The organism is Kitasatospora aureofaciens (assembly GCF_019192735.1).
Taxonomy (GTDB): Bacteria; Actinomycetota; Actinomycetes; order Streptomycetales; family Streptomycetaceae; genus Kitasatospora; species Kitasatospora aureofaciens_A.
Window position 1 is genome coordinate 45,980 of the sequence record NZ_JAHTKP010000012.1, and the last position, 18,712, is coordinate 64,691.

The 18,712-nt window shown below is 70.8% G+C and carries 19 protein-coding genes and 1 tRNA gene; 13 read left to right on the forward strand and 7 right to left on the reverse strand.

The features are described from left to right. The first annotated feature begins 24 nt into the window (after positions 1–24). Together KV557_RS15000 and KV557_RS15005 are read left to right on the forward strand one after the other, a co-directional pair. Positions 25–303, forward strand: a complete 279-nt coding sequence (locus tag KV557_RS15000; RefSeq protein WP_218200404.1) for a MoaD/ThiS family protein — start codon at positions 25–27, stop codon at positions 301–303. 73 nt (positions 304–376) lie between these two features. Beyond that, positions 377–1,345 carry a PLP-dependent cysteine synthase family protein gene (locus KV557_RS15005; protein ID WP_218200405.1) on the forward strand — a complete coding sequence of 323 codons (969 nt, stop codon included), beginning with the start codon at positions 377–379 and terminating at the stop codon, positions 1,343–1,345. Between the two features lie 17 nt (positions 1,346–1,362). Here KV557_RS15005 and KV557_RS15010 read toward each other — a convergent pair whose 3' ends face one another. After that, positions 1,363–1,863: a type II toxin-antitoxin system PemK/MazF family toxin gene (locus KV557_RS15010; RefSeq protein ID WP_218200406.1), complete on the reverse strand. Its 501-nt coding sequence runs from the start codon at positions 1,861–1,863 to the stop codon at positions 1,363–1,365. A 294-nt stretch (positions 1,864–2,157) separates the two neighbouring features. Here KV557_RS15010 and KV557_RS15015 point away from each other — a divergent pair, with 294 nt between their 5' ends. The 3 genes from KV557_RS15015 to KV557_RS15025 all read left to right on the forward strand — a co-directional run bounded on the left by KV557_RS15015 (position 2,158) and on the right by KV557_RS15025 (position 3,575). Beyond that, positions 2,158–2,340: a MerR family transcriptional regulator gene (locus KV557_RS15015; protein WP_218200407.1), complete on the forward strand. Its 183-nt coding sequence runs from the start codon at positions 2,158–2,160 to the stop codon at positions 2,338–2,340. Positions 2,341–2,527: 187 nt separating this feature from the next. Next, complete coding sequence (locus KV557_RS15020; protein ID WP_218200408.1) at positions 2,528–3,274, forward strand: MBL fold metallo-hydrolase; 747 nt, start codon at positions 2,528–2,530, stop codon at positions 3,272–3,274. A 79-nt stretch (positions 3,275–3,353) separates the two neighbouring features. Beyond that, positions 3,354–3,575, forward strand: a complete 222-nt coding sequence (locus KV557_RS15025) for a hypothetical protein (RefSeq protein WP_218200409.1) — start codon at positions 3,354–3,356, stop codon at positions 3,573–3,575. Between the two features lie 112 nt (positions 3,576–3,687). Here the strand turns inward: KV557_RS15025 and KV557_RS15030 are convergent, their stop codons facing one another. Beyond that, the gene (locus KV557_RS15030; protein ID WP_218200410.1) at positions 3,688–4,965 is read right to left on the reverse strand and encodes a PTS transporter subunit EIIC; all 1,278 of its coding nucleotides are present in this window, start codon (positions 4,963–4,965) and stop codon (positions 3,688–3,690) included. Between the two features lie 773 nt (positions 4,966–5,738). Further along, entirely contained in the window at positions 5,739–7,028 is a 1,290-nt protein-coding gene (locus tag KV557_RS15035) for a PTS transporter subunit EIIC (RefSeq protein WP_218200411.1), read from the reverse strand. Between the two features lie 400 nt (positions 7,029–7,428). Between KV557_RS15035 and KV557_RS15040 the strand changes: the two genes are divergently transcribed. The 4 genes from KV557_RS15040 to rdgB all read left to right on the forward strand — a co-directional run bounded on the left by KV557_RS15040 (position 7,429) and on the right by rdgB (position 9,690). Then, positions 7,429–7,662, forward strand: coding sequence for a glucose PTS transporter subunit EIIB (locus KV557_RS15040; protein ID WP_218200412.1), 234 nt, complete (start codon positions 7,429–7,431; stop codon positions 7,660–7,662). 105 nt (positions 7,663–7,767) lie between these two features. After that, entirely contained in the window at positions 7,768–8,493 is a 726-nt protein-coding gene (rph, locus tag KV557_RS15045) for a ribonuclease PH (RefSeq protein ID WP_218200413.1), read from the forward strand. Positions 8,494–8,663: 170 nt separating this feature from the next. Further along, entirely contained in the window at positions 8,664–9,053 is a 390-nt protein-coding gene (locus KV557_RS15050) for a hypothetical protein (RefSeq protein WP_218200414.1), read from the forward strand. Positions 9,054–9,084: 31 nt separating this feature from the next. Next, a complete protein-coding gene (gene rdgB, locus KV557_RS15055) occupies positions 9,085–9,690 on the forward strand; it encodes an RdgB/HAM1 family non-canonical purine NTP pyrophosphatase (protein WP_218200415.1) in 606 nt (201 codons plus the stop codon). Positions 9,691–9,763: 73 nt separating this feature from the next. Here rdgB and KV557_RS15060 read toward each other — a convergent pair. Together KV557_RS15060 and KV557_RS44450 are read right to left on the reverse strand one after the other, a co-directional pair. After that, positions 9,764–9,851 (reverse strand) — tRNA-Leu (locus tag KV557_RS15060). A 12-nt stretch (positions 9,852–9,863) separates the two neighbouring features. Continuing rightward, positions 9,864–10,505, reverse strand: coding sequence for an HNH endonuclease signature motif containing protein (locus KV557_RS44450; protein ID WP_308129901.1), 642 nt, complete (start codon positions 10,503–10,505; stop codon positions 9,864–9,866). 444 nt (positions 10,506–10,949) lie between these two features. Between KV557_RS44450 and KV557_RS15070 the strand changes: the two genes are divergently transcribed. Then, complete coding sequence (locus KV557_RS15070) at positions 10,950–13,445, forward strand: chitinase C-terminal domain-containing protein (RefSeq protein WP_308129902.1); 2,496 nt, start codon at positions 10,950–10,952, stop codon at positions 13,443–13,445. 97 nt (positions 13,446–13,542) lie between these two features. Here KV557_RS15070 and bcp read toward each other — a convergent pair whose 3' ends face one another. Next, positions 13,543–14,019, reverse strand: a complete 477-nt coding sequence (gene bcp / locus KV557_RS15075) for a thioredoxin-dependent thiol peroxidase (RefSeq protein ID WP_218200416.1) — start codon at positions 14,017–14,019, stop codon at positions 13,543–13,545. A gap of 147 nt (positions 14,020–14,166) precedes the next feature. On the opposite strand from bcp, the gene KV557_RS15080 reads away from it, so the two are divergent. From KV557_RS15080 to KV557_RS15090, 3 genes are all read left to right on the forward strand, one after another. Continuing rightward, positions 14,167–14,508, forward strand: a complete 342-nt coding sequence (locus tag KV557_RS15080) for a DUF3618 domain-containing protein (RefSeq protein WP_218200417.1) — start codon at positions 14,167–14,169, stop codon at positions 14,506–14,508. 184 nt (positions 14,509–14,692) lie between these two features. Beyond that, on the forward strand, positions 14,693–14,995 hold the full coding sequence (locus KV557_RS15085) for a GroES family chaperonin (RefSeq protein WP_256177448.1): 303 nt from the start codon (positions 14,693–14,695) through the stop codon (positions 14,993–14,995). Positions 14,996–15,035: 40 nt separating this feature from the next. After that, positions 15,036–16,214: a winged helix DNA-binding domain-containing protein gene (locus KV557_RS15090; protein ID WP_218200419.1), complete on the forward strand. Its 1,179-nt coding sequence runs from the start codon at positions 15,036–15,038 to the stop codon at positions 16,212–16,214. A gap of 19 nt (positions 16,215–16,233) precedes the next feature. Here KV557_RS15090 and KV557_RS15095 read toward each other — a convergent pair whose 3' ends face one another. Next, positions 16,234–18,567 (reverse strand): transglycosylase domain-containing protein, encoded by a 2,334-nt coding sequence (locus KV557_RS15095; RefSeq protein ID WP_218200420.1) that lies wholly within the window; start codon positions 18,565–18,567, stop codon positions 16,234–16,236. Between the last annotated feature and the right edge of the window lie 145 nt (positions 18,568–18,712).

Here is an 18,712-nt window from a genome sequence, read left to right on the forward strand (position 1 = left end):
CACGACTCGCACAGGAGCGCACCCATGGCCATCGAGGTCCGCATCCCGACCATCCTCCGCACCTACACCGACGGCGCCAAGGCCGTCGAGGGCACCGGCAGCAACCTCGGTGAGCTCTTCACCGACCTCGACGCCCGCCACCCGGGCATCGCCGCCCGCCTGCTGGAGGGCGGCGAGCTGCGCCGCTTCGTCAACGTCTACCTGAACGACGAGGACGTCCGCTTCCTGGAGGGCATCTCCACCGCCGTCGCCGACGGCGACAGCGTCACCATCCTGCCCGCCGTGGCCGGCGGCGCCCGCTGACTCCTCGGCTCCCCCGCCCCGGGGCGGGGGAGCCGCCCTTCCCGACCCTCACCGCCGTGGCCGGAGGCCTCCCTTGCGTTACGACAGTCCGCTCGAAGCCGTCGGCAACACCCCGCTGGTCCGCCTGCCGCGGCTGTCCGCCGCCGTCCCGGGCAACTCCGCGGGGCTGGTCACCCTCTGGGCCAAGCTGGAGGACCGCAACCCCACCGGCTCCATCAAGGACCGCCCGGCGCTGCACATGATCGAGCGCGCCGAGGCCGACGGCCGGCTCACCCCCGGCTGCACGATCCTGGAGCCCACCAGCGGCAACACCGGCATCTCGCTCGCCATGGCCGCCAAGCTCAAGGGCTACCGGATGGTCTGCGTGATGCCGGAGAACACCAGCGAGGAACGGCGCGAACTGCTCCGCATGTGGGGCGCCGAGATCATCGCCTCCCCGGCCGCCGGCGGCTCCAACACCGCCGTCCGGATCGCCAAGGAGATCGCCGCCGAGCACCCCGACTGGGTCATGCTCTACCAGTACGGCAACCCCGACAACGCGGGCGCCCACTACGCCGGCACCGGCCCGGAGATCCTCGCCGACCTGCCGACCGTCACCCACTTCGTGGCCGGCCTCGGCACCACCGGCACCCTCATGGGCGTCGGCCGCTACCTGCGCGAGAAGGTCCCCGGCGTGCGGATCGTCGCCGCCGAACCGCGCTACGACGACGTGGTGTACGGGCTGCGCAACCTCGACGAGGGCTTCGTCCCCGAGCTGTACGACGCCACGGTGCTCACCACCCGCTTCTCGGTCGGTTCCGCGGACGCCGTCCGCCGCACCCGCGAACTCCTCCAGCAGGAGGGCATCTTCGCGGGAGTCTCCACCGGCGCCATCCTGCACGCCGCGATCGGCGTCGGCCGCAAGGCCGCGGCGGCGGGCGAGCGCGCGGACATCGTGTTCGTGGTCGCGGACGGCGGGTGGAAGTACCTGTCCACCGGCATCTACACCGCCGAGTCCACCGAGGCGGCCGTCGAGGCGCTGCAGGGCCAGCTCTGGGCCTAGTAGGCCCGAGGCGGGCCCTAGTTGGTCTGCAGCGCCCGCTGCGCGTGGGCCCAGACCTGGCGGTCCACCGTGCCGGCCCGGCGGCGGAAGGCCGACAGCGGCACCTGGCGCAGCTCGTCGGTCTCCAGCCAGCTGGTCCGGCCCTGCCGGTCGCCCACCGAGCCGGGCGGCAGCGGCAGCACGCCCGGGCGTTCGGCGTGGTGCTTGCTGGTGATCTTCGCGACGGTGGCCGTCCGGCCGTTCACCCGCAGCACCAGGCACGGGCGGTCCTTCGACCCCGGGCCGTCCTCGAACGGGACCTCGGCCCACCAGATCTCCTGCGGCGCCGGCCCCGGGCCGCCCTTCGTCGCCGGGCGCGGCCGCGGACCGGTCGGCCCGGACGGGCGCGGGGCCGGGCGTGAGGTCGGACGGGCACGCCTGACCAGCGCCGACGCGACGGCCACCAGGACCGCGACGCCCGCCACCGCCAGGACCACCCAGATACCGGTCGTGCCGCTCAGGCCGCTGATGCCTTTCATGCGGCGAACCGTACCGGGCCCATGGTGAACCCCACCACTGTGAGTGCTGTGACAGTTGAGTATTTGTCCGCACGTTGCTCCCGGTTCGTCACGGTACGACCACGGGGCCCGTTCAGCGGCGAAGACCCTGCCAAGGTTCGGAAGGCTGCCTCACGAACGTCCGCCCCCGCCCCTCCGGAGGTGCCGCATGAGTGAGCGAAGCGAGCGAGTCATCGAAAGGTGCGTGTGGGCGAATGCCCCTGCCGAGCGGTGGGGGTACCTCCCAGCCGCCAAGGCTGGGGGAGAGGTGGGCGCATGAGTGAGATGTGGTCCTACGCCGAGATCGCCCGCCATATCAAGGTCCAGGCCGAGACCGTCCGCAACTACCGGCGGCACGGACTGCTGCCCGAACCGGACGTGATCGACGGCAGCGGCCACCCCCGCTGGTACCCCGCCACGATCCGCGCCTGGGCCCGCAACCGCCCCGGCCACCGCTGAACCGGCGCCCCGGCCCCGTGCCCCGGCGTTCTGGTGATTCCAGCCACAGCCCGGCACGGGGACGGGGGCAAAGTGCCGCTCCGCCCTTACTCTCGACAACGCGAACGCAGTGCTACCGGCCGGTCCACCGGCCTGTCCTGCCGTTTTTCCAGCAGCAGCCAGGACGTGTCGGGGCGGAGGGGCTCGGATGAAACTGACCGTGGTGGGGTGCTCGGGGAGCTTCCCGTCCGCCGACTCGCCCTGCTCCAGCTACCTCGTCGAGGCCGACGGCTACCGGATCGTGCTCGACCTCGGCAACGGCGCGCTCGGCGCCCTGCAGAAGTACACCAGCCTCTACGAGGTCGACGCGGTGCTGCTCAGCCACCTGCACGCCGACCACTGCGTCGACCTGTGCGCCTACTGGGTCGCCCGCAACTACCGCGCCGGGGGCTGCCCCGACCTGCTGCCCGTCTACGGCCCGGCCGGCACCGCCGAGCGGCTCGCCCGCGCCTACGACATGCCCGAGAACCCGGGGATGAAGGAGGTCTTCGAGTTCCGCACCCTCACCCCCGGCCGCTTCGAGCTCGGCCCGTTCAGAGTGGACGTCGCCCAGGTCAACCACCCCGTGGACGCCTTCGCCTTCCGGCTCGAACACGACGGCCGCTCGCTGGTCTACTCCGGCGACACCGGGGAGAGCGCCGAACTCGTCGAGCTGGCCAAGGACGCCGACCTCTTCCTGTGCGAAGCCGCCTACATCGACGGCCGCGACACCTACCGGGCCGTCCACCTCAACGGGCGCGAGGCCGGCGAGCACGCCACCGCGGCCGGCGCCCGACGGCTCGTCCTCACCCACATCCCGCCGTGGACCGACGCCGAGCACAACCGCCGCGACGCCGCCGCCGCGTACGCCGGGCCGGTCGAGGTCGCCCGCGCCGGCGCGGTGTACGAGATCTGACCGGTCAGTCCACCGGGGTCAGCCAGTTTCGGTAGCGGGGATCGGCGCCCGAGACGGCGGCCTCGTACGCCTTGCGCAGGTGCGCAGGTGCGCAGGTGCGCTGGTCGCGCTGGTGGCCGAGCTGTTCGAGTACTTCTGGTCGGCGGCCTGGACGCCACCGGAACTCGGGCCGGGAGAAGTCGAGATGACGGATCGTCGGATCGAGGTGCTGCGCCGGCTGGTCGCCGAACTGACCGCCGGCCTGGGGGCGGAGAGCCGCTTCCAGGCCGGCGTGCACGCTGCCCGGCTGGGGTGGATCTAACGCCGGCTGGGGTCCGGCAGGCCTGGGCGGTCGGGCAACGGAACGACCCCGCCCCGCCGCTCACGGGGGAGGAGCGGCGGGGCGGGGTCGCGGGGTGCGGACGGGAGGGGCCTCAGGCCTTGGTCACGTCCTCGATCTCGTCGTCGTCCTCGCGACCGGGGGTCTTGAGGTCGAACTTGGTGATCGCGAAGCGGAAGAGGAAGTAGTACAGCGCGGCGAAGACCAGGCCGATCGGGATGATCATCCACGGCTCGCTGGCCTTGTTCCAGGCGAGCACGTAGTCGATCAGGCCGCCGGAGAAGGTGAAGCCGTCGTGCACGCCGAGCGCCCAGGTGACGGCCATCGAGACGGCGGTGAGCAGCGCGTGGATGACGTACAGGGCCGGGGCGATGAAGACGAAGGCGAACTCGATCGGCTCGGTGACACCGGTGACGAAGGAGGTCAGGGCCAGCGAGATCATCATGCCGGTGATGGCCTTGCGGCGGTGCGGCTTGGCGGCGTGGGCGATGGCCAGCGCGGCGGCGGGCAGTGCGAACATCATGATCGGGTAGAAGCCCGACATGAACTGTCCGGCGGTCGGGTCGCCGGCGAAGAAGCGGGTCAGGTCGCCGTGCACGACGGTGCCGTCGGGCTTGGTGAAGTCACCGGTCTGGAACCAGGCGTAGGAGTTCACGAACTGGTGCATGCCGACCGGCAGCAGACCGCGGTTGACCAGGCCGAAGGCACCCGCGCCGAGCGCGCCGGCGCCGATCAGGGTGTCGTTGAGGCTCTTGATGGCGTCGCCGATCGGGCCCCAGGTCAGGGCGAAGACGACACCGACGGCGGTGCCGACGAAGGCCATGATGATCGGCACCAGGCGGCGGCCGTTGAAGAAGCCGAGCCAGTCGACCAGCTTGGTGCGGTGGTACTTCTGCCAGAGCACGGCGGCCAGCAGGCCGATCACGATGCCGCCGAGCACACCCGGGTTCTGGTAGGTCGGGGCGACCCACTTGCCGTCGGCGATGTGGCCCTCGGTGATCGGGAACGCGGTGAGCACGTTCTTGTACACCAGGAAGCCGACCAGCGCGGCGAGCGCGGTCGAGCCGTCCGCCTTCTTCGCGAAGCCGATCGCGATACCCACCGCGAACAGCAGCGGCAGGTTGTCGAAGACGCCGCTGCCGGCGGTGTTGAACACCGCGGCGACCTTGTCCCAGCCGAGGCCGTCCGCGCCGAAGACGTCGGGCTGGCCGAGGCGCAGCAGCAGACCGGCGGCGGGGAGAACGGCGATGGGCAGCTGGAGGCTGCGGCCGATCTTCTGCAGCCCCTGGAGGAGGCTCTGGCCGAACTTCTTGGCGGGACTTGGCGTGGCCGGAGCCGTGGCGGGCGCCGGTGCCTGCGCAGACTGACTCATGGGGGTGGGTTCCTAACGGCATGGCGGTCGGTCGGGGGAAGGTGCACAGGGGGCCGAACCGCGAACTGGTCTACACCACGTGTGGTGTAGACCAGTTTTGTAGCACGCGTGGAGAAGGGGGGGAACCCCGGAAAGCGGTACCGCCGGGAAGTGCTATGAAATCGAAACCTACGCACGGAACGTCGATCATGATTTTCGCCACGATTGGGATTTTGGCTATTTGCGCAACAAAAGGCGGGGCCTCGCGTGGCGACGCTCGCACGGGCTCGGGGGTGCGCGAACGGGGTGCGGGGCAGTGACGTTGCGCCACCGGGTGCGGACGGGTCGGGGTCGGTGGGGCCGTCCCCCCTCGGGTGGCCCTCCGGTGGCCTGTCCGGGCGGATCGACCGACGGAGAAGACGGTCTCCGTGGAGCCGACATCGCCGCCGGGAAGAGTCCGGACCTGGCACCGTCCGTCTCCGTGGAATACACGCTTTCCAGTCGGCCGGGCCTCGGCGGCGGGGCCGGCGCGAAACAGCGGCGGCGGATTGCCGAATGCCGCACCCCCCGCGGTGACGATCATCCCCCCACCCCGGTCCGCCCCGGCCGAGGGTGCCGCGACCGGCCGGCGCAGGTCGCTCCGCCCCTTCCTGGCGGGGCGGCCGACCCTGCCCGGGCGACCTGCGGCGGATATCGGAATTGTTTTACGGTCCGGGTATTCGGTCCTTTTCGGAGAAGTCGAAAGCCCCCGGACCGAGGGGTCCGGGGGCCATTGTTTCCGGCTCGATATGACGCTATGCCTTCGTGACGTCCTCGACTTCGCTCTCGTCCTCCCGGCCGGGTGTTTTCAGATCGAACTTGAGGATGATGAACCGGAAGAGCGCGTAGTAGACCGCTGCGAAACAGAGCCCGATGATGATGATCAGCCACGGTTCGGTGGCCAGCCCCCAGTTGATCACGTAGTCGATCAGGCCGGCCGAGAAGCTGAAGCCGTCGTGCACCCCGAGTCCCCAGGTGACCGCCATCGAGGCGCCGGTCAGCAGCGCGTGCACGCCGTACAGGGCCGGGGCGATGTAGGCGAAGGAGTACTCGATCGGCTCGGTGACGCCGGTCACGAAGGAGGTCAGGCCCACCGAGAGCATCAGGCCGTAGATCTCCTTGCGGCGGTGCGGCTTGGCCGAGTGGGCGATCGCCAGGGCGGCGGCCGGCAGCGCGAACATCATGATCGGGAAGAAGCCGGACTGGAACTGCCCCGCTGTCGGGTCGCCGGCCAGGAAGCGCGGGATGTCGCCGTGCACGATCGTGCCGTCCGGCTTGGTGAACCCGCCGAACTGGAACCACACGAAGGTGTTCAGCAGCTGGTGCATGCCGATCAGCAGCAGGGCGCGGTTGAAGAGGCCGAAGATGCCGGCGCCGCCCGCGCCGAGGTCGGCCAGGTTCTGCGAGAAGTCGTTGAGGCCGCGTCCGATCGGCGGCCAGACCCAGAGCGCCACGCACGCGGTGGCCATGCCGACCAGCGCCGTGATCATCGGCACCAGGCGGCGGCCGTTGAAGAAGCCCAGCCAGTCGACCAGCTTGGTGCGGTGGAAGCGGACCCAGAGCCAGGCCGACATCAGGCCGATCAGGATGCCGCCCAGCACACCCGGGTTCTGGTACGTCGCGGCCGCGGACTTCGCCGAGCCGTAGTCCACACACTGGTCGCTGACCAGCACCGTCGGCGGCTTGCAGTGCTCGGGGAACGCGTGCAGCACCTTGTAGTAGACGAGGAAGCCGACCACGGCCGCCAGCGCGGTCGAGCCGTCCGCCTTCTTCGCCATGCCGATCACGACGCCGATGCAGAACAGCAGGGGCAGGCCGAGCGAGGAGTCCAGCAGGGCGCCGCCGGCCGACGCGAAGACCTTGGCGACGTCCGTCCAGCCCAGGCCGTCCGCGCCGAAGACGTCGGGCTGGCCGAGCCGGTTGAGGATGCCGGCCGCCGGCAGCACCGCCACCGGCAGCTGGAGCGAGCGGCCCATCTTCTGGAGGCCGCCGTAGAAGGTGTGCCACCACACGGTCTGCGGGGCTGTGGCGCCTGCCGAACTCATGCTTCGCCCTCCGGGAGCAGTTGCCGACCGGTGGCCCGCTGCAGGACCCTCGGACGGGGCCAGGAACACCCGGGGTCCTTCCTGCGTTCATCGGAGTACACATATATTGGTGTAGACCACCTTGGGGCGCAGGCCGCACGCCGGGGCGCAGGCCCCGCTGATCGTCATCCTCGGGCGAGGATCCGGGACGCTGCGCGCCGGACTGGGCCAAACGTGGACTAACGTGGCAGACCGGACCGACCCGGGTGATGCTTGTCGCGCCGCCCAGCGGCACGGCGGCAGGTGAACCCGCGTCAGCACCGGCAATGACCTCGCCGGCCCCGGCCGGGTGGTACCCCAGCACAGCGCAGGACGGCGCCCGGCAGAGCAGCCGGCGGGCCGAGACAGAGGGAGAAATCAGATGGCCAGCAAGGCTGAGAAGATCGTCGCCGGTCTGGGCGGCATCGACAACATCGAAGAGGTCGAGGGCTGCATCACCCGCCTGCGCACCGAGGTCAAGGACGCCTCCCTGGTCGACGAGGCCGCCCTCAAGGCCGCCGGCGCCCACGGCGTCGTCAAGATGGGCACCGCGATCCAGGTCGTCATCGGCACCGACGCCGACCCTCTCGCCGCCGACATCGAGGACATGATGTGAGCTGAGCCTCCCCGGCTCACCGCCTTCGGCCCGCCGCCCCCGACGAGGGACGGCGGGCCGAGGCACATCCGGAACACCCCTCCGGAGCGACTACGCTCGATGCCTATGTCACGCATCGACGGCCGCACCCCCGACCAGCTCCGCCCCATCACCATCGAACGGGGCTGGAGCAAGCACGCCGAAGGCTCCGTCCTCATCTCCTACGGCGACACCAAGGTGCTGTGCACCGCCAGCGTCACCGAGGGCGTCCCCCGTTGGCGCAAGGGCAGCGGCGAGGGCTGGGTCACCGCCGAGTACTCCATGCTCCCGCGCGCCACCAACACCCGCGGCGACCGCGAGGCCGTCAAGGGCCGCATCGGCGGGCGCACCCACGAGATCAGCCGGCTCATCGGCCGCTCGCTGCGTGCCGTCGTCGACCACCGCGCCCTCGCCGAGAACACCATCGTCCTCGACTGCGACGTCCTCCAGGCCGACGGCGGCACCCGCACCGCCGCCATCACCGGCGCGTACGTCGCCCTCGTCGACGCCGTCGCCTGGGCCCGCGACCGCAAGCTCCTGCGCGCCAAGGGCCAGCCGATCACCGGCGGCGTCAGCGCCGTCAGCGTCGGCATCATCGACGGCGTCCCGATGCTCGACCTCCAGTACGAGGAGGACGTCCGGGCCGAGACCGACATGAACATCGTCTGCACCTCCGACGGCCGCTTCGTCGAGGTGCAGGGCACCGCCGAGGGCGCCCCGTTCGACCGCGCGCTGCTCGACCGGCTGCTCGACCTCGGCACGCTCGGCTGCGCCGAGCTCGACGCGATCCAGCGCAAGGCCCTGGAGGGCTGACCCTCCGTCTGTCGGAGGGCCGACCCTCCGCGCCTGTCGGAGGGCTGACCCTCCGCCTGTACAGGCCGGGCCCGGAGCCCGTACGGTTCCCGCAGCACTCCCGTTGCGGGAACCGTGCCCCACTCTGGGCGCGTCCCTCCGTACGGAACCCGCGCCCCCAGGAGGACCGGATGCCGTCGAGCATCGCCCGTCCCGCCGCGCTCGCCGTGGCCGGTCTGATCATCATCCTCCCGCTCAGCGCGGTCAGTTGCTCCGCCGCCCAGAAGGCCCTCGACTGCGGCACCACCGCGGCCCGCGTCACCGGCGACATCGCCGACGTCACCAGCGCCTACAACAACGCGAGCAACGACTCGGCCGCCGCCGGCAAGGCCCTGCAGAAGCTGAAGAACGACCTCGACCAGGTGGGCCGCAACTCAAAGAGCACCGACGTCACCAAGGCCGTGAACGACCTGCGGACCCAGGTCGACAAGGTCCAGCAGGCCGTCGACAAGAAGGAGGTGCCCGACCTCAAGCCGCTCGGCGACGCGGCCGGGAACCTCACCTCGGTCTGCACCGGCTGACCGCTGTCCGCTCCCGGATAGGGTGGGCGATATGTCCAAGCGTTTGATCCTCGCCACCCGTAACCAGCACAAGGTCGCCGAACTCCGCGCCATCCTCGGCGAGGCCGGCCTGGACGTCGAACTCGTCGGCGCCGACGCCTACCCGGAGATCCCGGACGTCCCCGAGACCGGCGTGACCTTCGCCGAGAACGCCCTCCTCAAGGCCCACGCCCTGGCCCGCGCCACCGGCCTGCCTGCCGTCGCCGACGACTCCGGCCTCTGCGTCGACGTCCTGAACGGCGCCCCCGGCATCTTCTCCGCCCGCTGGGCCGGCAAGCACGGCGACGACCGCGCCAACCTCGACCTGCTGCTCGCCCAGCTCTCCGACATCGACGCCGCCCACCGCGGCGCCCACTTCTTCTGCGCCGCCGCCCTCGCCCTCCCCGACGGCACCGAGCGCGTCGTCGAGGGCCGCCTCCTCGGCACCCTGCGCACCGCCCCCTCCGGCGACGGCGGCTTCGGCTACGACCCGATCCTCCAGCCCCTCGGCGAAACCCGCACCTGCGCCGAACTGACCCCCGCCGAGAAGAACGCCATCAGCCACCGCGGCCAGGCCTTCCGGGCGCTGGCGCCGGTGGTGAAGGAGCTCCTGGGCTGACGTCGGGTCACGGAACGCCGAAGGCCCGCCCGGAGATCACCTCCGGGCGGGCCTTCGATTCTAAGGTTGAGGCTGGTGCGGCCTGAGGGATTCGAACCCTCACGGGGTTTCCCCCACCGGATCCTAAGTCCGGCGCGTCTGCCGAGCTCCGCCAAGGCCGCGTGGCCTCTAGTCTAGGGCTTCGATTCCCGCGGGAACACCGGGATTCCATGTGGAGCCTTGCGCTTGTTCTTGTTTCGTCCGCAGTAGGTGTCGGTGATGGAGTGGCAGTTCGGGCAGAGCAGTCGGAGGTTTTCCGGCCTGTTGTCCGACCAGTCGCCGTTGATGTGGTCGACCTCCAGGGTCATCAGGCGCCCGCGCCACTCGGGGCCGGTGCCGCAGTCCTCGCACAGCTCCGGTCGGCCGAGTTCGGCCAGTGCGCTGCGGATCCGTGAACCGGCAAGCCGTTTGGCTTCCGAGGGGCGTCGGACGAGGAGCTGATCGGCGGGGATTCTGGTGGGTGCGTGCTTGCCACGGCCATGGGCCTGTCCGGTGAAGTGGGAGGTGTCGATTCCGAGCTCCTTGATTCGCCGTCCGATGTGGGCTTGGGTGCCCCCAGCCTGGCGCTGGTGGAGGTGCCGCACGACCCCGGCCACGCTGTGCGACACCGAGACGGCCTCCTGAAGGAGTTCCCGGGTGTAGACGGTTCCGGCTGAGCGGAAGTGCGAGGTGTCGATCCCGTACTCGGTGAGCTTGCGACGCAGGTACTTCCGCCGGTCGCGGTTCGGTTCCCGACCGAGCGTGGTCAGCGTCTCGTCGAGCGTGGTTTGAGGCACCTGCGGCCTCGGCCAGCGCTTCCCTTGAATACTGGCGTTGCCTGTAGACGCGGCAGCCCTGGTCGAAGTGCGAGGCGTCGATGTCGTAGTGCCTGAGTCGCTTAACCAGGTGGCTGTGCGTGCCGCGTGTCATAGGCGCGCCGAGCTTGCGCATCATCTCGTTCACGCTGCTCGACTCGGCGGCGAGCGAGGCGAGCAACTCGCGGGTGTACTTGATCGGCATGGTTGTTCCCCCTTCGGGCTGGTGTGCGCCCGTCCCCCGGTGTGCGAACGATCCATGGGCCGATTGGTTACGGACTTCCGGGATGTTTGGGAGTTGTTTGCCAATTGGTACAGACCTATTGACCTGTCTGGTTCAGACCACATAGCTTCGGCGCCAATTGGAATCCCCCACGTGCGTGCTCCCCCACAGGCACGCGCCGACACTCTCTCCCGGAGGACCGAGTGTTGATCCGAAGCACGGCGGAGCGGCGTCCCACCGCTGCGTTCCGCCGCACGAGCGCCCGGGCCGGTTTTGCCTCGGTGGCCGCGGCCGGCCTGGCGGGTCTGCTGATGGCGACGCTGGGTGCGGCGCCCTCGCAGGCGTCGGCGGCCGTCGACAACGCGGCCTGCCGCCCTGACGGCCTGTACCGGACGCCCGGGGTGGACGTCCCGTACTGCTCCGTCTACGACACCAGTGGCCGGGAGAAGATGGGCGCCGACCACCAGCGCCGCATCATCGGCTACTTCACGGGCTGGCGCACCGGCAAGAACGGCGACCAGCCGTACCTGGTGAGCGACATCCCCTGGGACAAGGTCACCCACCTCAACTACGCCTTCGGGCACGTCGGCGGCGACAACAAGCTCTCCGTCGGCACGGACGGCCCGACCAACGCCGCCACCGGGATCGACTTCCCCGGCGTGCCGGCCGCGCAGCTGGACCCGACGCTGCCCTACAAGGGCCACTTCAACCTGCTGACGAAGTTCAAGAAGCAGTACCCGAACGTCAAGACCCTGATCTCGGTGGGCGGTTGGACCGAGACCGGCGGGTACTTCGACGACGGCGGCACCCGGGTCAACTCCGGCGGCTTCTACTCGATGACCGTCAACCCGGACGGCAGCGTCAACCAGGCCGGCATCGACACCTTCGCCGCCTCGTCCGTCGACTTCATCCGCAAGTACGGCTTCAACGGCGTCGACATCGACTACGAGTACCCGACCTCGATGAAGGACGCCGGCAACCCGCTGGACTGGCAGCTCGCCAACGCCAAGCGCGGCTCGCTGGCGAAGGGTTACGCGGCGCTGATGAAGACGCTGCGCGAGAACCTGGACCGGGCCGGCGCCGCCGACGGCAGGCACTACCTGCTCTCGGTCGCGGCACCGTCGTCCGGCTACCTGCTGCGCGGCATGGAGACCTTCCAGGTGGCGCAGTACCTGGACTACGTCAACATCATGTCGTACGACCTGCACGGCGCCTGGAACAAGTACGTCGGCCCGAACGCCTCGCTCTACGACGACGGCAAGGACGGCGAGCTGGCGGCCGCCAACGTCTACGGCACCGGCCAGTACGGCGGCATCGGATACCTGAACGCCGACTGGTCGTACCACTACTTCCGCGGCGCGATGCCCGGCGGCCGGATCAACGTCGGCCTGCCGTACTACACCCGCGGGTTCAAGAACGTCACCGGCGGCACCAACGGCCTCTGGGGCACCGCCGCCGCGACCACCTGCCCGGCCGGCTCCGGCCTGACGGCGTGCGGCGACGGCGCGGTCGGCATCGACAACATCTGGAACGACAAGGACGACGCGGGCAAGGAGTCCCCGGCCGGGTCGAACCCGATGTGGCACGCGAAGAACCTGGAGAAGGGCATCCTGCCCGACTACCTGGCCAAGTACGGCGTGACCGACACCGCGCTGCAGGGCACCTACACCCGCAACTACAGCGACAGCCTGGTGGCGCCGTGGCTGTGGAACGACACCAAGAAGGTGTTCCTCTCCACCGAGGACGAGCAGTCGGTGGGCGCCAAGGCGGACTACATCGTCAACCAGGGCGCCGGCGGCGCGATGATCTGGGAGCTTGCGGGCGACTACAAGTGGGATCCGGCCGCCAACAGCGGCAAGGGTGAGTACGTCCGCGGTTCGACGCTGACCTCGCTGATGTACGACAAGTTCAAGGCGGCCACGCCGTACGGGGCGACCCGCTCGACGATCGCGCTGCCGCAGCAGACCCTGCCGATCGACGTGTCGTTCACCAACTTCGCGCTGGGTGACTCGAACTACCCGATCAACCCGAAGATCCACATCGTCAACAACTCGACGGTGACCCTGCCGGGCGGTACCGAGTTCGAGTTCGACTACGGCAACTCGGCGCCGGGCAACGCCAAGGACCAGTCCGGCTTCGGGCTCCAGGTCATCCGGCAGGACAACCCCGGTCCGGGCAACGTGGGCGGCCTGAAGGGCACCTACAACCGGGTGTCGGTCAAGCTGCCCGGGTGGCAGTCGCTTGCGCCGGGGGCGTCGATCGACATGGACTTCGTCTACTACCTGCCGGTGTCGACGCCGTCGAACTGGACGGTCAACGTGGGCGGGACGCTGTACGGGATCACGGGCGACCTGACCCGGGGCGCGGTGGACGGGGGCAGCCCGACGTCTACGCCGACTCCCACGGTGACGGCATCCCCGACTGCTACCCCGACGGTGACGGCTTCCCCGACCGCGACCGCGACCACGACCGCGACCACGACCGCGACCGCTACGGCCACGGCCACCGCGACGCCCACCGCCACCCCGACCTCGGGCGCCTGCACGGGCGCGCCGAGCTGGGACGCGGGCACCACCTACGCGACGACCACCAAGGTGTCGTGGAAGGGCCACTACTACCAGAACAAGTGGTGGACCAAGGGCGACGACCCCACGGCCGGCGGCGCGTGGGGCGTCTGGAGCGACCTCGGCGCCTGCTGACGACGGCGGTCCGCCCGAGGTGAGAGACGGCGGTGGCGGTGCACCCGGTCGGGGGGGTGCGCCGCCGCCGCTGCGTCGTCCTTGAGCTGCGTCGTCCTTACGCCGCTTCGACCTTGAGGTCGCGCAGCAGCTTGGCGACGTGCCCGGTCGCCTTCACGTTGTACAGCGCGTGCTCGACCTTGCCCTGCTCGTCCACGATCACCGTGGAGCGGATGACCCCGGTGACGGTCTTTCCGTACAGCTTCTTCTCGCCGAACGCGCCGTACGCCGCCAGCACCTCCTTGTCCGGGTCGGACAGCAGGGTGACCTTGAGGTCCTCGGTCTCGCGGAACTTGCCGAGCTTCTCGGGCTTGTCCGGCGAGATGCCGATGACGTCGTAGCCGGCGCCCGCGAAGGCCTCCAGGTTGTCGGTGAAGTCGCAGGCCTGCTTGGTGCAGCCGGGGGTGAGCGCGGCCGGGTAGAAGTAGACGATCACCTTGCGGCCCCGGTGGTCGGCCAGCGACACCTGCGTGCCGTCGGCGTCGGACAGGGTGAAGGCGGGTGCGGTGTCGCCGGGCTGGAGACGCTCAGTCACGGTCGGACTCTCCTGGTGCTGGGACGGGCGGTCGTACCACGGCAAACTTACCTCCGATGGTGGGTGGGGCCGCGCGGCCCTGCCCGGCAGCTGACAGACTGGGTCAGTCGCACAGACAACATCAGTGAAGTGAATGGGGTGGCCCGAGTGGGCGAGGCGAGCACGAAGGACAAGTCGGCGCGGACGACCGCCCAGATCGAGGCGGACATCTCCCGGACCCGCACCCAGCTGGCGGAGACCCTGGACGAACTGGCCATGCGCGTGCACCCGACCACCATCAGTGCCCAGGTCAAGGCCAAGGCCGTCGCCGCCGTCGAGGAGAAGGCCGGCCGGGCCTACGTGGCCGCCAACGGCGCGGTGGAGAAGCTGCGGGCGCAGTTCGTGGACGAGAACGGGCAGCCGCGCAAGGAGCGGATCGTCCCGGCCGCGCTGGTCGGCGTCGGCCTGGTGCTGCTCGTCGCCTCCGCCCGCAAGCGCCGCAAGGACTGAGCGGACACTGTCGCAGGGGCCGGGCGCGGGCGAGCGCCCGGCCTTCCGCATAGCCGGGCCGGCGTCACGTTCCGCGCCCGGGAGCGGTACCTTCGGGACCGTGAGTACGAACGACGAACCGACCGCACAGCCCACCCCCGACGCGCCCCGGCACGACCGCCTCGGCGAGAAGCTGCCGATCCGGATGCTGCACGACCGCGTCCTGGTGAAGATCGACGGCGGCGAGGGCGAGCGCCACTCGACCGGCGGGATCATCATCCCGGCGACCGCGGAGCTCTCGAAGCGCTGCGCCTGGGCCGAGGCCGTCGCGGTGGGCCAGAGCGTGCGCTCGGTGGAGCCCGGTGACCGCGTGCTGTACGACCCCGAGGACAAGCTGGAGGTCGAGGTCCGCGGCGCCACCTACGTGCTGCTGCGCGAGCGCGACCTGCACGCCGTCGCCGCGACCCGCTTCGGCGACACCGAGGGTTCGACGGGGCTCTACCTCTGATCTTCCCGTGATTGTCGGTGCCGGGCGCTAGGGTCCCGGCATGAGCAGGCGTGTGCCGGTGATCGGTGACGGGGAGCGGCGGGCCCGGGTGGGGCGGCGGCATCTGCTGGTGCCGTCGGGGCGGGTGGCGCGGGTGGAGGCGGCGGCCGACGCGGTGGTCGGGCTGCACGCGACGGATGCCGCCACGGTGTATCTGTCGGCGTGCGCGCGGCTGGCGGAGCCGTCGGTGGCCGAGGTGGAGCGGGCGTTGTACGAGGACGTCTCGCTGGTGAAGCTGCTGTCGATGCGGCGGACGATATTCGCCGTGACGGAGGAACTCGCGCCGTACGTGGCCTCGTCGACCGCGCGGGTGATCGCGGCCAGGGAGCGGGCGGGGCTGCTGAAGCACCTGCAGCAGCACGCCGTGGGCTGGGACGAGGCCCGGCTCGCGGCGACGGAGCGCAAGGTGCTGGCCGCGCTGGAGCGGCGCGGTGAGGCGACGACGAAGGAACTCGGGGACGACGTCCCGGAGTTGCGCGAGCAGATGCTGATGTCGGCGGGCAAGCCGTACGAGAACAAGCAGAGCGTCGGCAGCCGGGTGCTGCGGCTGCTGGCCGCGGACGGGCACGTGCGACGGGGCCGTCCGCGCGGCTCGTGGCTGAGCAGCAACTACCCGTGGGCGCCGGTGCGGCAGTGGCCGGACGTGCCGGTGCGGGAGGCGAAGGCGGAGCTGGTGCGGCGCTGGCTGGCCTCGTACGGGCCGGCCACCGTCGAGGATGTGAAGTGGTGGACGGGCTGGACGCTCGGGGACACCCGCAAGGCGTTGGCGGACGTCGGCGCGGAGGACGTGGAGCTGTCCGGCGGGGTGGCCGCGCTGGTGCTGCCGGGGGACGTGGAGGCGGTGGCCGAGCCGGAGCCGTGGGCGGCGCTGTTGCCGGGGCTGGATCCGACGATGATGGGCTGGCGCGGACGGGACTGGTATCTGCGTCCGGAGGACGTGCCGGCGCTGTTCGACCGGGCGGGCAACGCCGGGCCGACGGTGTGGTGGTGCGGCCGGGTGGTGGGTGGCTGGGCGCAGCGCCCCGACGGCGAGTTGGTGTGGCGGCTGTTCGTCGACGTCGGGGCGGAGGCGGAGGCCGCGATCGGGGCGGAGGCGGCCCGGCTGGCGGGCTGGTTGGGGGAGGTGCGGGTGACGCCGCGGTTCCGGACGCCGCTGGAGCGGGAGTTGGTCGCGAAGTAGTCCGGCGCAAATCAGGGGCTCATTGCGTCACCGGCGGCGTTGCCGCACCGGTGGCGGGCGGCGCGGTGGCCGTGGGCTGGGGCGTCGGCTTGGGCGGGTGCGTCTGGGTGGGCCGGGTGGTGGCGGTCGGCTGGTCCTGGGTGGGCGTCGGGAGCGGCGCCTGCGGGCTGGGGACGACCGGGTCGGGTGTGGGCTCGCTGGTGGCGCTGGGCCTGGCCGAGGCGGGCTCGGTGGGCGCCGGGGCGCTGGGCGGCCGGCTGCCGGCGGCCGTGGGTGCGGTGCTCGCGCTGGGCGTGGCACTGGCCGAGGAGGTGCCGGTCGGCCAGGTGGTCTGGCCGCTGCCGCCGCGACCGGTCTGGAGGTCGAAGTGCTGGACCGCGCTGCCGTCGAGGGCGTCGGTCATGTAGGCGGTCCAGATCTTGGTGGGGAAGGTGCCGCCGTTGATCCGGCCGAGGCCGGCGGTGCCGGCCAGCGGCTCCTTGGCGTGGGTCTTCGGGTTCTCCCGGAACAGGCCGACGGTGGTGGTGAGTTCGGGGGTGAAGCCGGCGAACCAGGCGGAGAGGTTGGAGTCGGTGGTGCCGGTCTTGCCGGCGGCGGGGCGGCCGAGGTCGAGGGCGGCGGCGCCGGTGCCGCGCGGGCTGATGACGTCGCGCAGGACGTCGGTGACGGTGTCGGCCTCGTTGCGGTCCAAGGCGGCGGTGGGGGTGTGCTCGGGCATCTTGGGGACGTCGACGGAGCCGGAGCCGGCGTTGACGCGTTCGAGTTTGGTGACGGACCACGGGGTGTGCGCCTGGCCGTGGTTGGCGATGGCGGCGTAGGCGCCGGCCAGGTCGAGGGCGCTGGGGGTGGCGGTGCCGAGGGTCATCGAGGTGTTGCCCGGGTCCATGCCGGGGACGTTGTCGGGGAGGCCGAGCTTGATCGCGGTCTCCCGGACGCGGGCGAGTCCGGCGTCGACGCCTTCCTGCGCGTACACGGAGTTGACGGATTTCAGCATGGCGTAGCGCAGGGTGATGTTGCCGTAGTCGATGCCGTCCTCGTTGGGCGGCGCGTACGGGGTGGGGCCGCCGGTGACGGGGCGTTCGCTGGAGCCGTCGTAGCGGGTGTCCGGGGTGATCGGGCGGCCGTCGGGGGCGTGTTGGGCGACGAGACCGGCGGCGAGGTCGATGGGCTTGAAGGTGGAGCCGATCTGGTTGTCCTGGCGCAGCGCGTCGTTGTAGGGCTGCTTGGCGTAGTCGGGTCCGCCGTAGACGGCGACGACGCGGCCGGTGGCGGGTTCGACGGAGGCGCCGGCGACGCGGACGTCGGTGTCGGTGGCGGGCCGGGCCTTGGGGTCGAGGTTGTCGGTGAGTTCCTGCTGGACGGCCTTGGTGAAGGCGTCCTGCTTGGGCTTGTCGAAGGTGGTGGTGATGCGCCAGCCGCCGGCCTTGAGGGTGGGGGCGTCGATGATGCCGGCGGTGACGAGGTAGTCGTCGGCGACGCCGACCAGGTAGCCGGCCTGGCCGGAGAGGCCGGTGGTGGGCTGGGGGTCGATGGGCTCGGGGAAGGTGGTGGCGGCGCGGTCGGCGGGGCTGAGGAAGCCGAGTTGGACCATGCCGTCGAGGGTGTAGTTCCAGCGGGCGATGGCCTTGTCGCGGTTGGCGGGCTTGGCGGTCTTGACGTCGTAGGCGCTGGGGGCCTGGAGCAGCGCGGCGAGGTAGGCGCCCTGGGCGAGGGTGAGTCCGGAGACGTCGACGCCGTAGTAGGCGTGGGCGGCGCTCTGGATGCCGTAGGCGCCGCGGCCGAAGTAGCTGCTGTTGAGGTAGCCGGACAGGATTTCCTTCTTGTCCCGCTGCTGGTCGACCTTGAGGGCGATGAAGAGTTCGCGGCCCTTGCGGGAGATGGTCTGGTCCTGGGTCAGGTAGTAGTTCTTGACGTACTGCTGGGTGATGGTGGAGCCGCCCTGCATGCCCTTGCCGGTGAGGGTGTTCCAGCCGGCCCGGAGCATGCCCTTCAGGTCGATGCCGCGGTTCCGGTAGAAGGTGCGGTCCTCGGCGGAGACGACGGCGTGCTGGGTGTCGAGGGGAATCTGGTCGATGGTGACGTCGGTGCGGTTGACGGCGCCGGTGCGGGCGATCTCGGTGGTGCCGTCGGCGTAGAGGTAGATGTTGTTCTGGGCGACGGCGTGGGCGTTGGCGTCGGGCACCGGGACGATGACGTAGAGCACGGCGAAGGCGCCGACGGCGAGCAGGAGCAGCGCGGTGACGGTGCCGAGGACGACGCGCCAGGTGGGCAGGAGCCGGCGCCAGAGCGGGAGGGCGCGGCGGGCCTCGCGGCGGATGGCCCGTTTGGCCTGGCGTCGGGTGCTCACGGTCATGCCGAGATTATGTGCTATTTGACTGGGGGTCAGGGACGCGGTGGGGGTCGGCGCCGGCCGGGGAAAACCGGGTGCGACGGTCCGGGGCCGGCGGTACGGTGAAAGGTGCAAACCACATAGCGCACCCAGTTCTTGCAGCTCCGCC

Bases quoted from the DNA above. Each gene is read 5' to 3' on its own strand.
- KV557_RS15000 (WP_218200404.1), top strand. From the start codon at position 25: ATGGCCATCGAGGTCCGCATCCCGACCATCCTCCGCACCTACACCGAC.
- KV557_RS15010 (WP_218200406.1), bottom strand. From the start codon at position 1,863: ATGAAAGGCATCAGCGGCCTGAGCGGCACGACCGGTATCTGGGTGGTC.
- KV557_RS15015 (WP_218200407.1), top strand. From the start codon at position 2,158: ATGAGTGAGATGTGGTCCTACGCCGAGATCGCCCGCCATATCAAGGTC.
- KV557_RS15020 (WP_218200408.1), top strand. From the start codon at position 2,528: ATGAAACTGACCGTGGTGGGGTGCTCGGGGAGCTTCCCGTCCGCCGAC.
- KV557_RS15030 (WP_218200410.1), bottom strand. From the start codon at position 4,965: ATGAGTCAGTCTGCGCAGGCACCGGCGCCCGCCACGGCTCCGGCCACG.
- KV557_RS15035 (WP_218200411.1), bottom strand. From the start codon at position 7,028: ATGAGTTCGGCAGGCGCCACAGCCCCGCAGACCGTGTGGTGGCACACC.
- KV557_RS15040 (WP_218200412.1), top strand. From the start codon at position 7,429: ATGGCCAGCAAGGCTGAGAAGATCGTCGCCGGTCTGGGCGGCATCGAC.
- rph (WP_218200413.1), top strand. From the start codon at position 7,768: ATGTCACGCATCGACGGCCGCACCCCCGACCAGCTCCGCCCCATCACC.
- KV557_RS15050 (WP_218200414.1), top strand. From the start codon at position 8,664: ATGCCGTCGAGCATCGCCCGTCCCGCCGCGCTCGCCGTGGCCGGTCTG.
- rdgB (WP_218200415.1), top strand. From the start codon at position 9,085: ATGTCCAAGCGTTTGATCCTCGCCACCCGTAACCAGCACAAGGTCGCC.
- KV557_RS15085 (WP_256177448.1), top strand. From the start codon at position 14,693: ATGCTGCACGACCGCGTCCTGGTGAAGATCGACGGCGGCGAGGGCGAG.
- KV557_RS15090 (WP_218200419.1), top strand. From the start codon at position 15,036: ATGAGCAGGCGTGTGCCGGTGATCGGTGACGGGGAGCGGCGGGCCCGG.
- KV557_RS15095 (WP_218200420.1), bottom strand. From the start codon at position 18,567: ATGACCGTGAGCACCCGACGCCAGGCCAAACGGGCCATCCGCCGCGAG.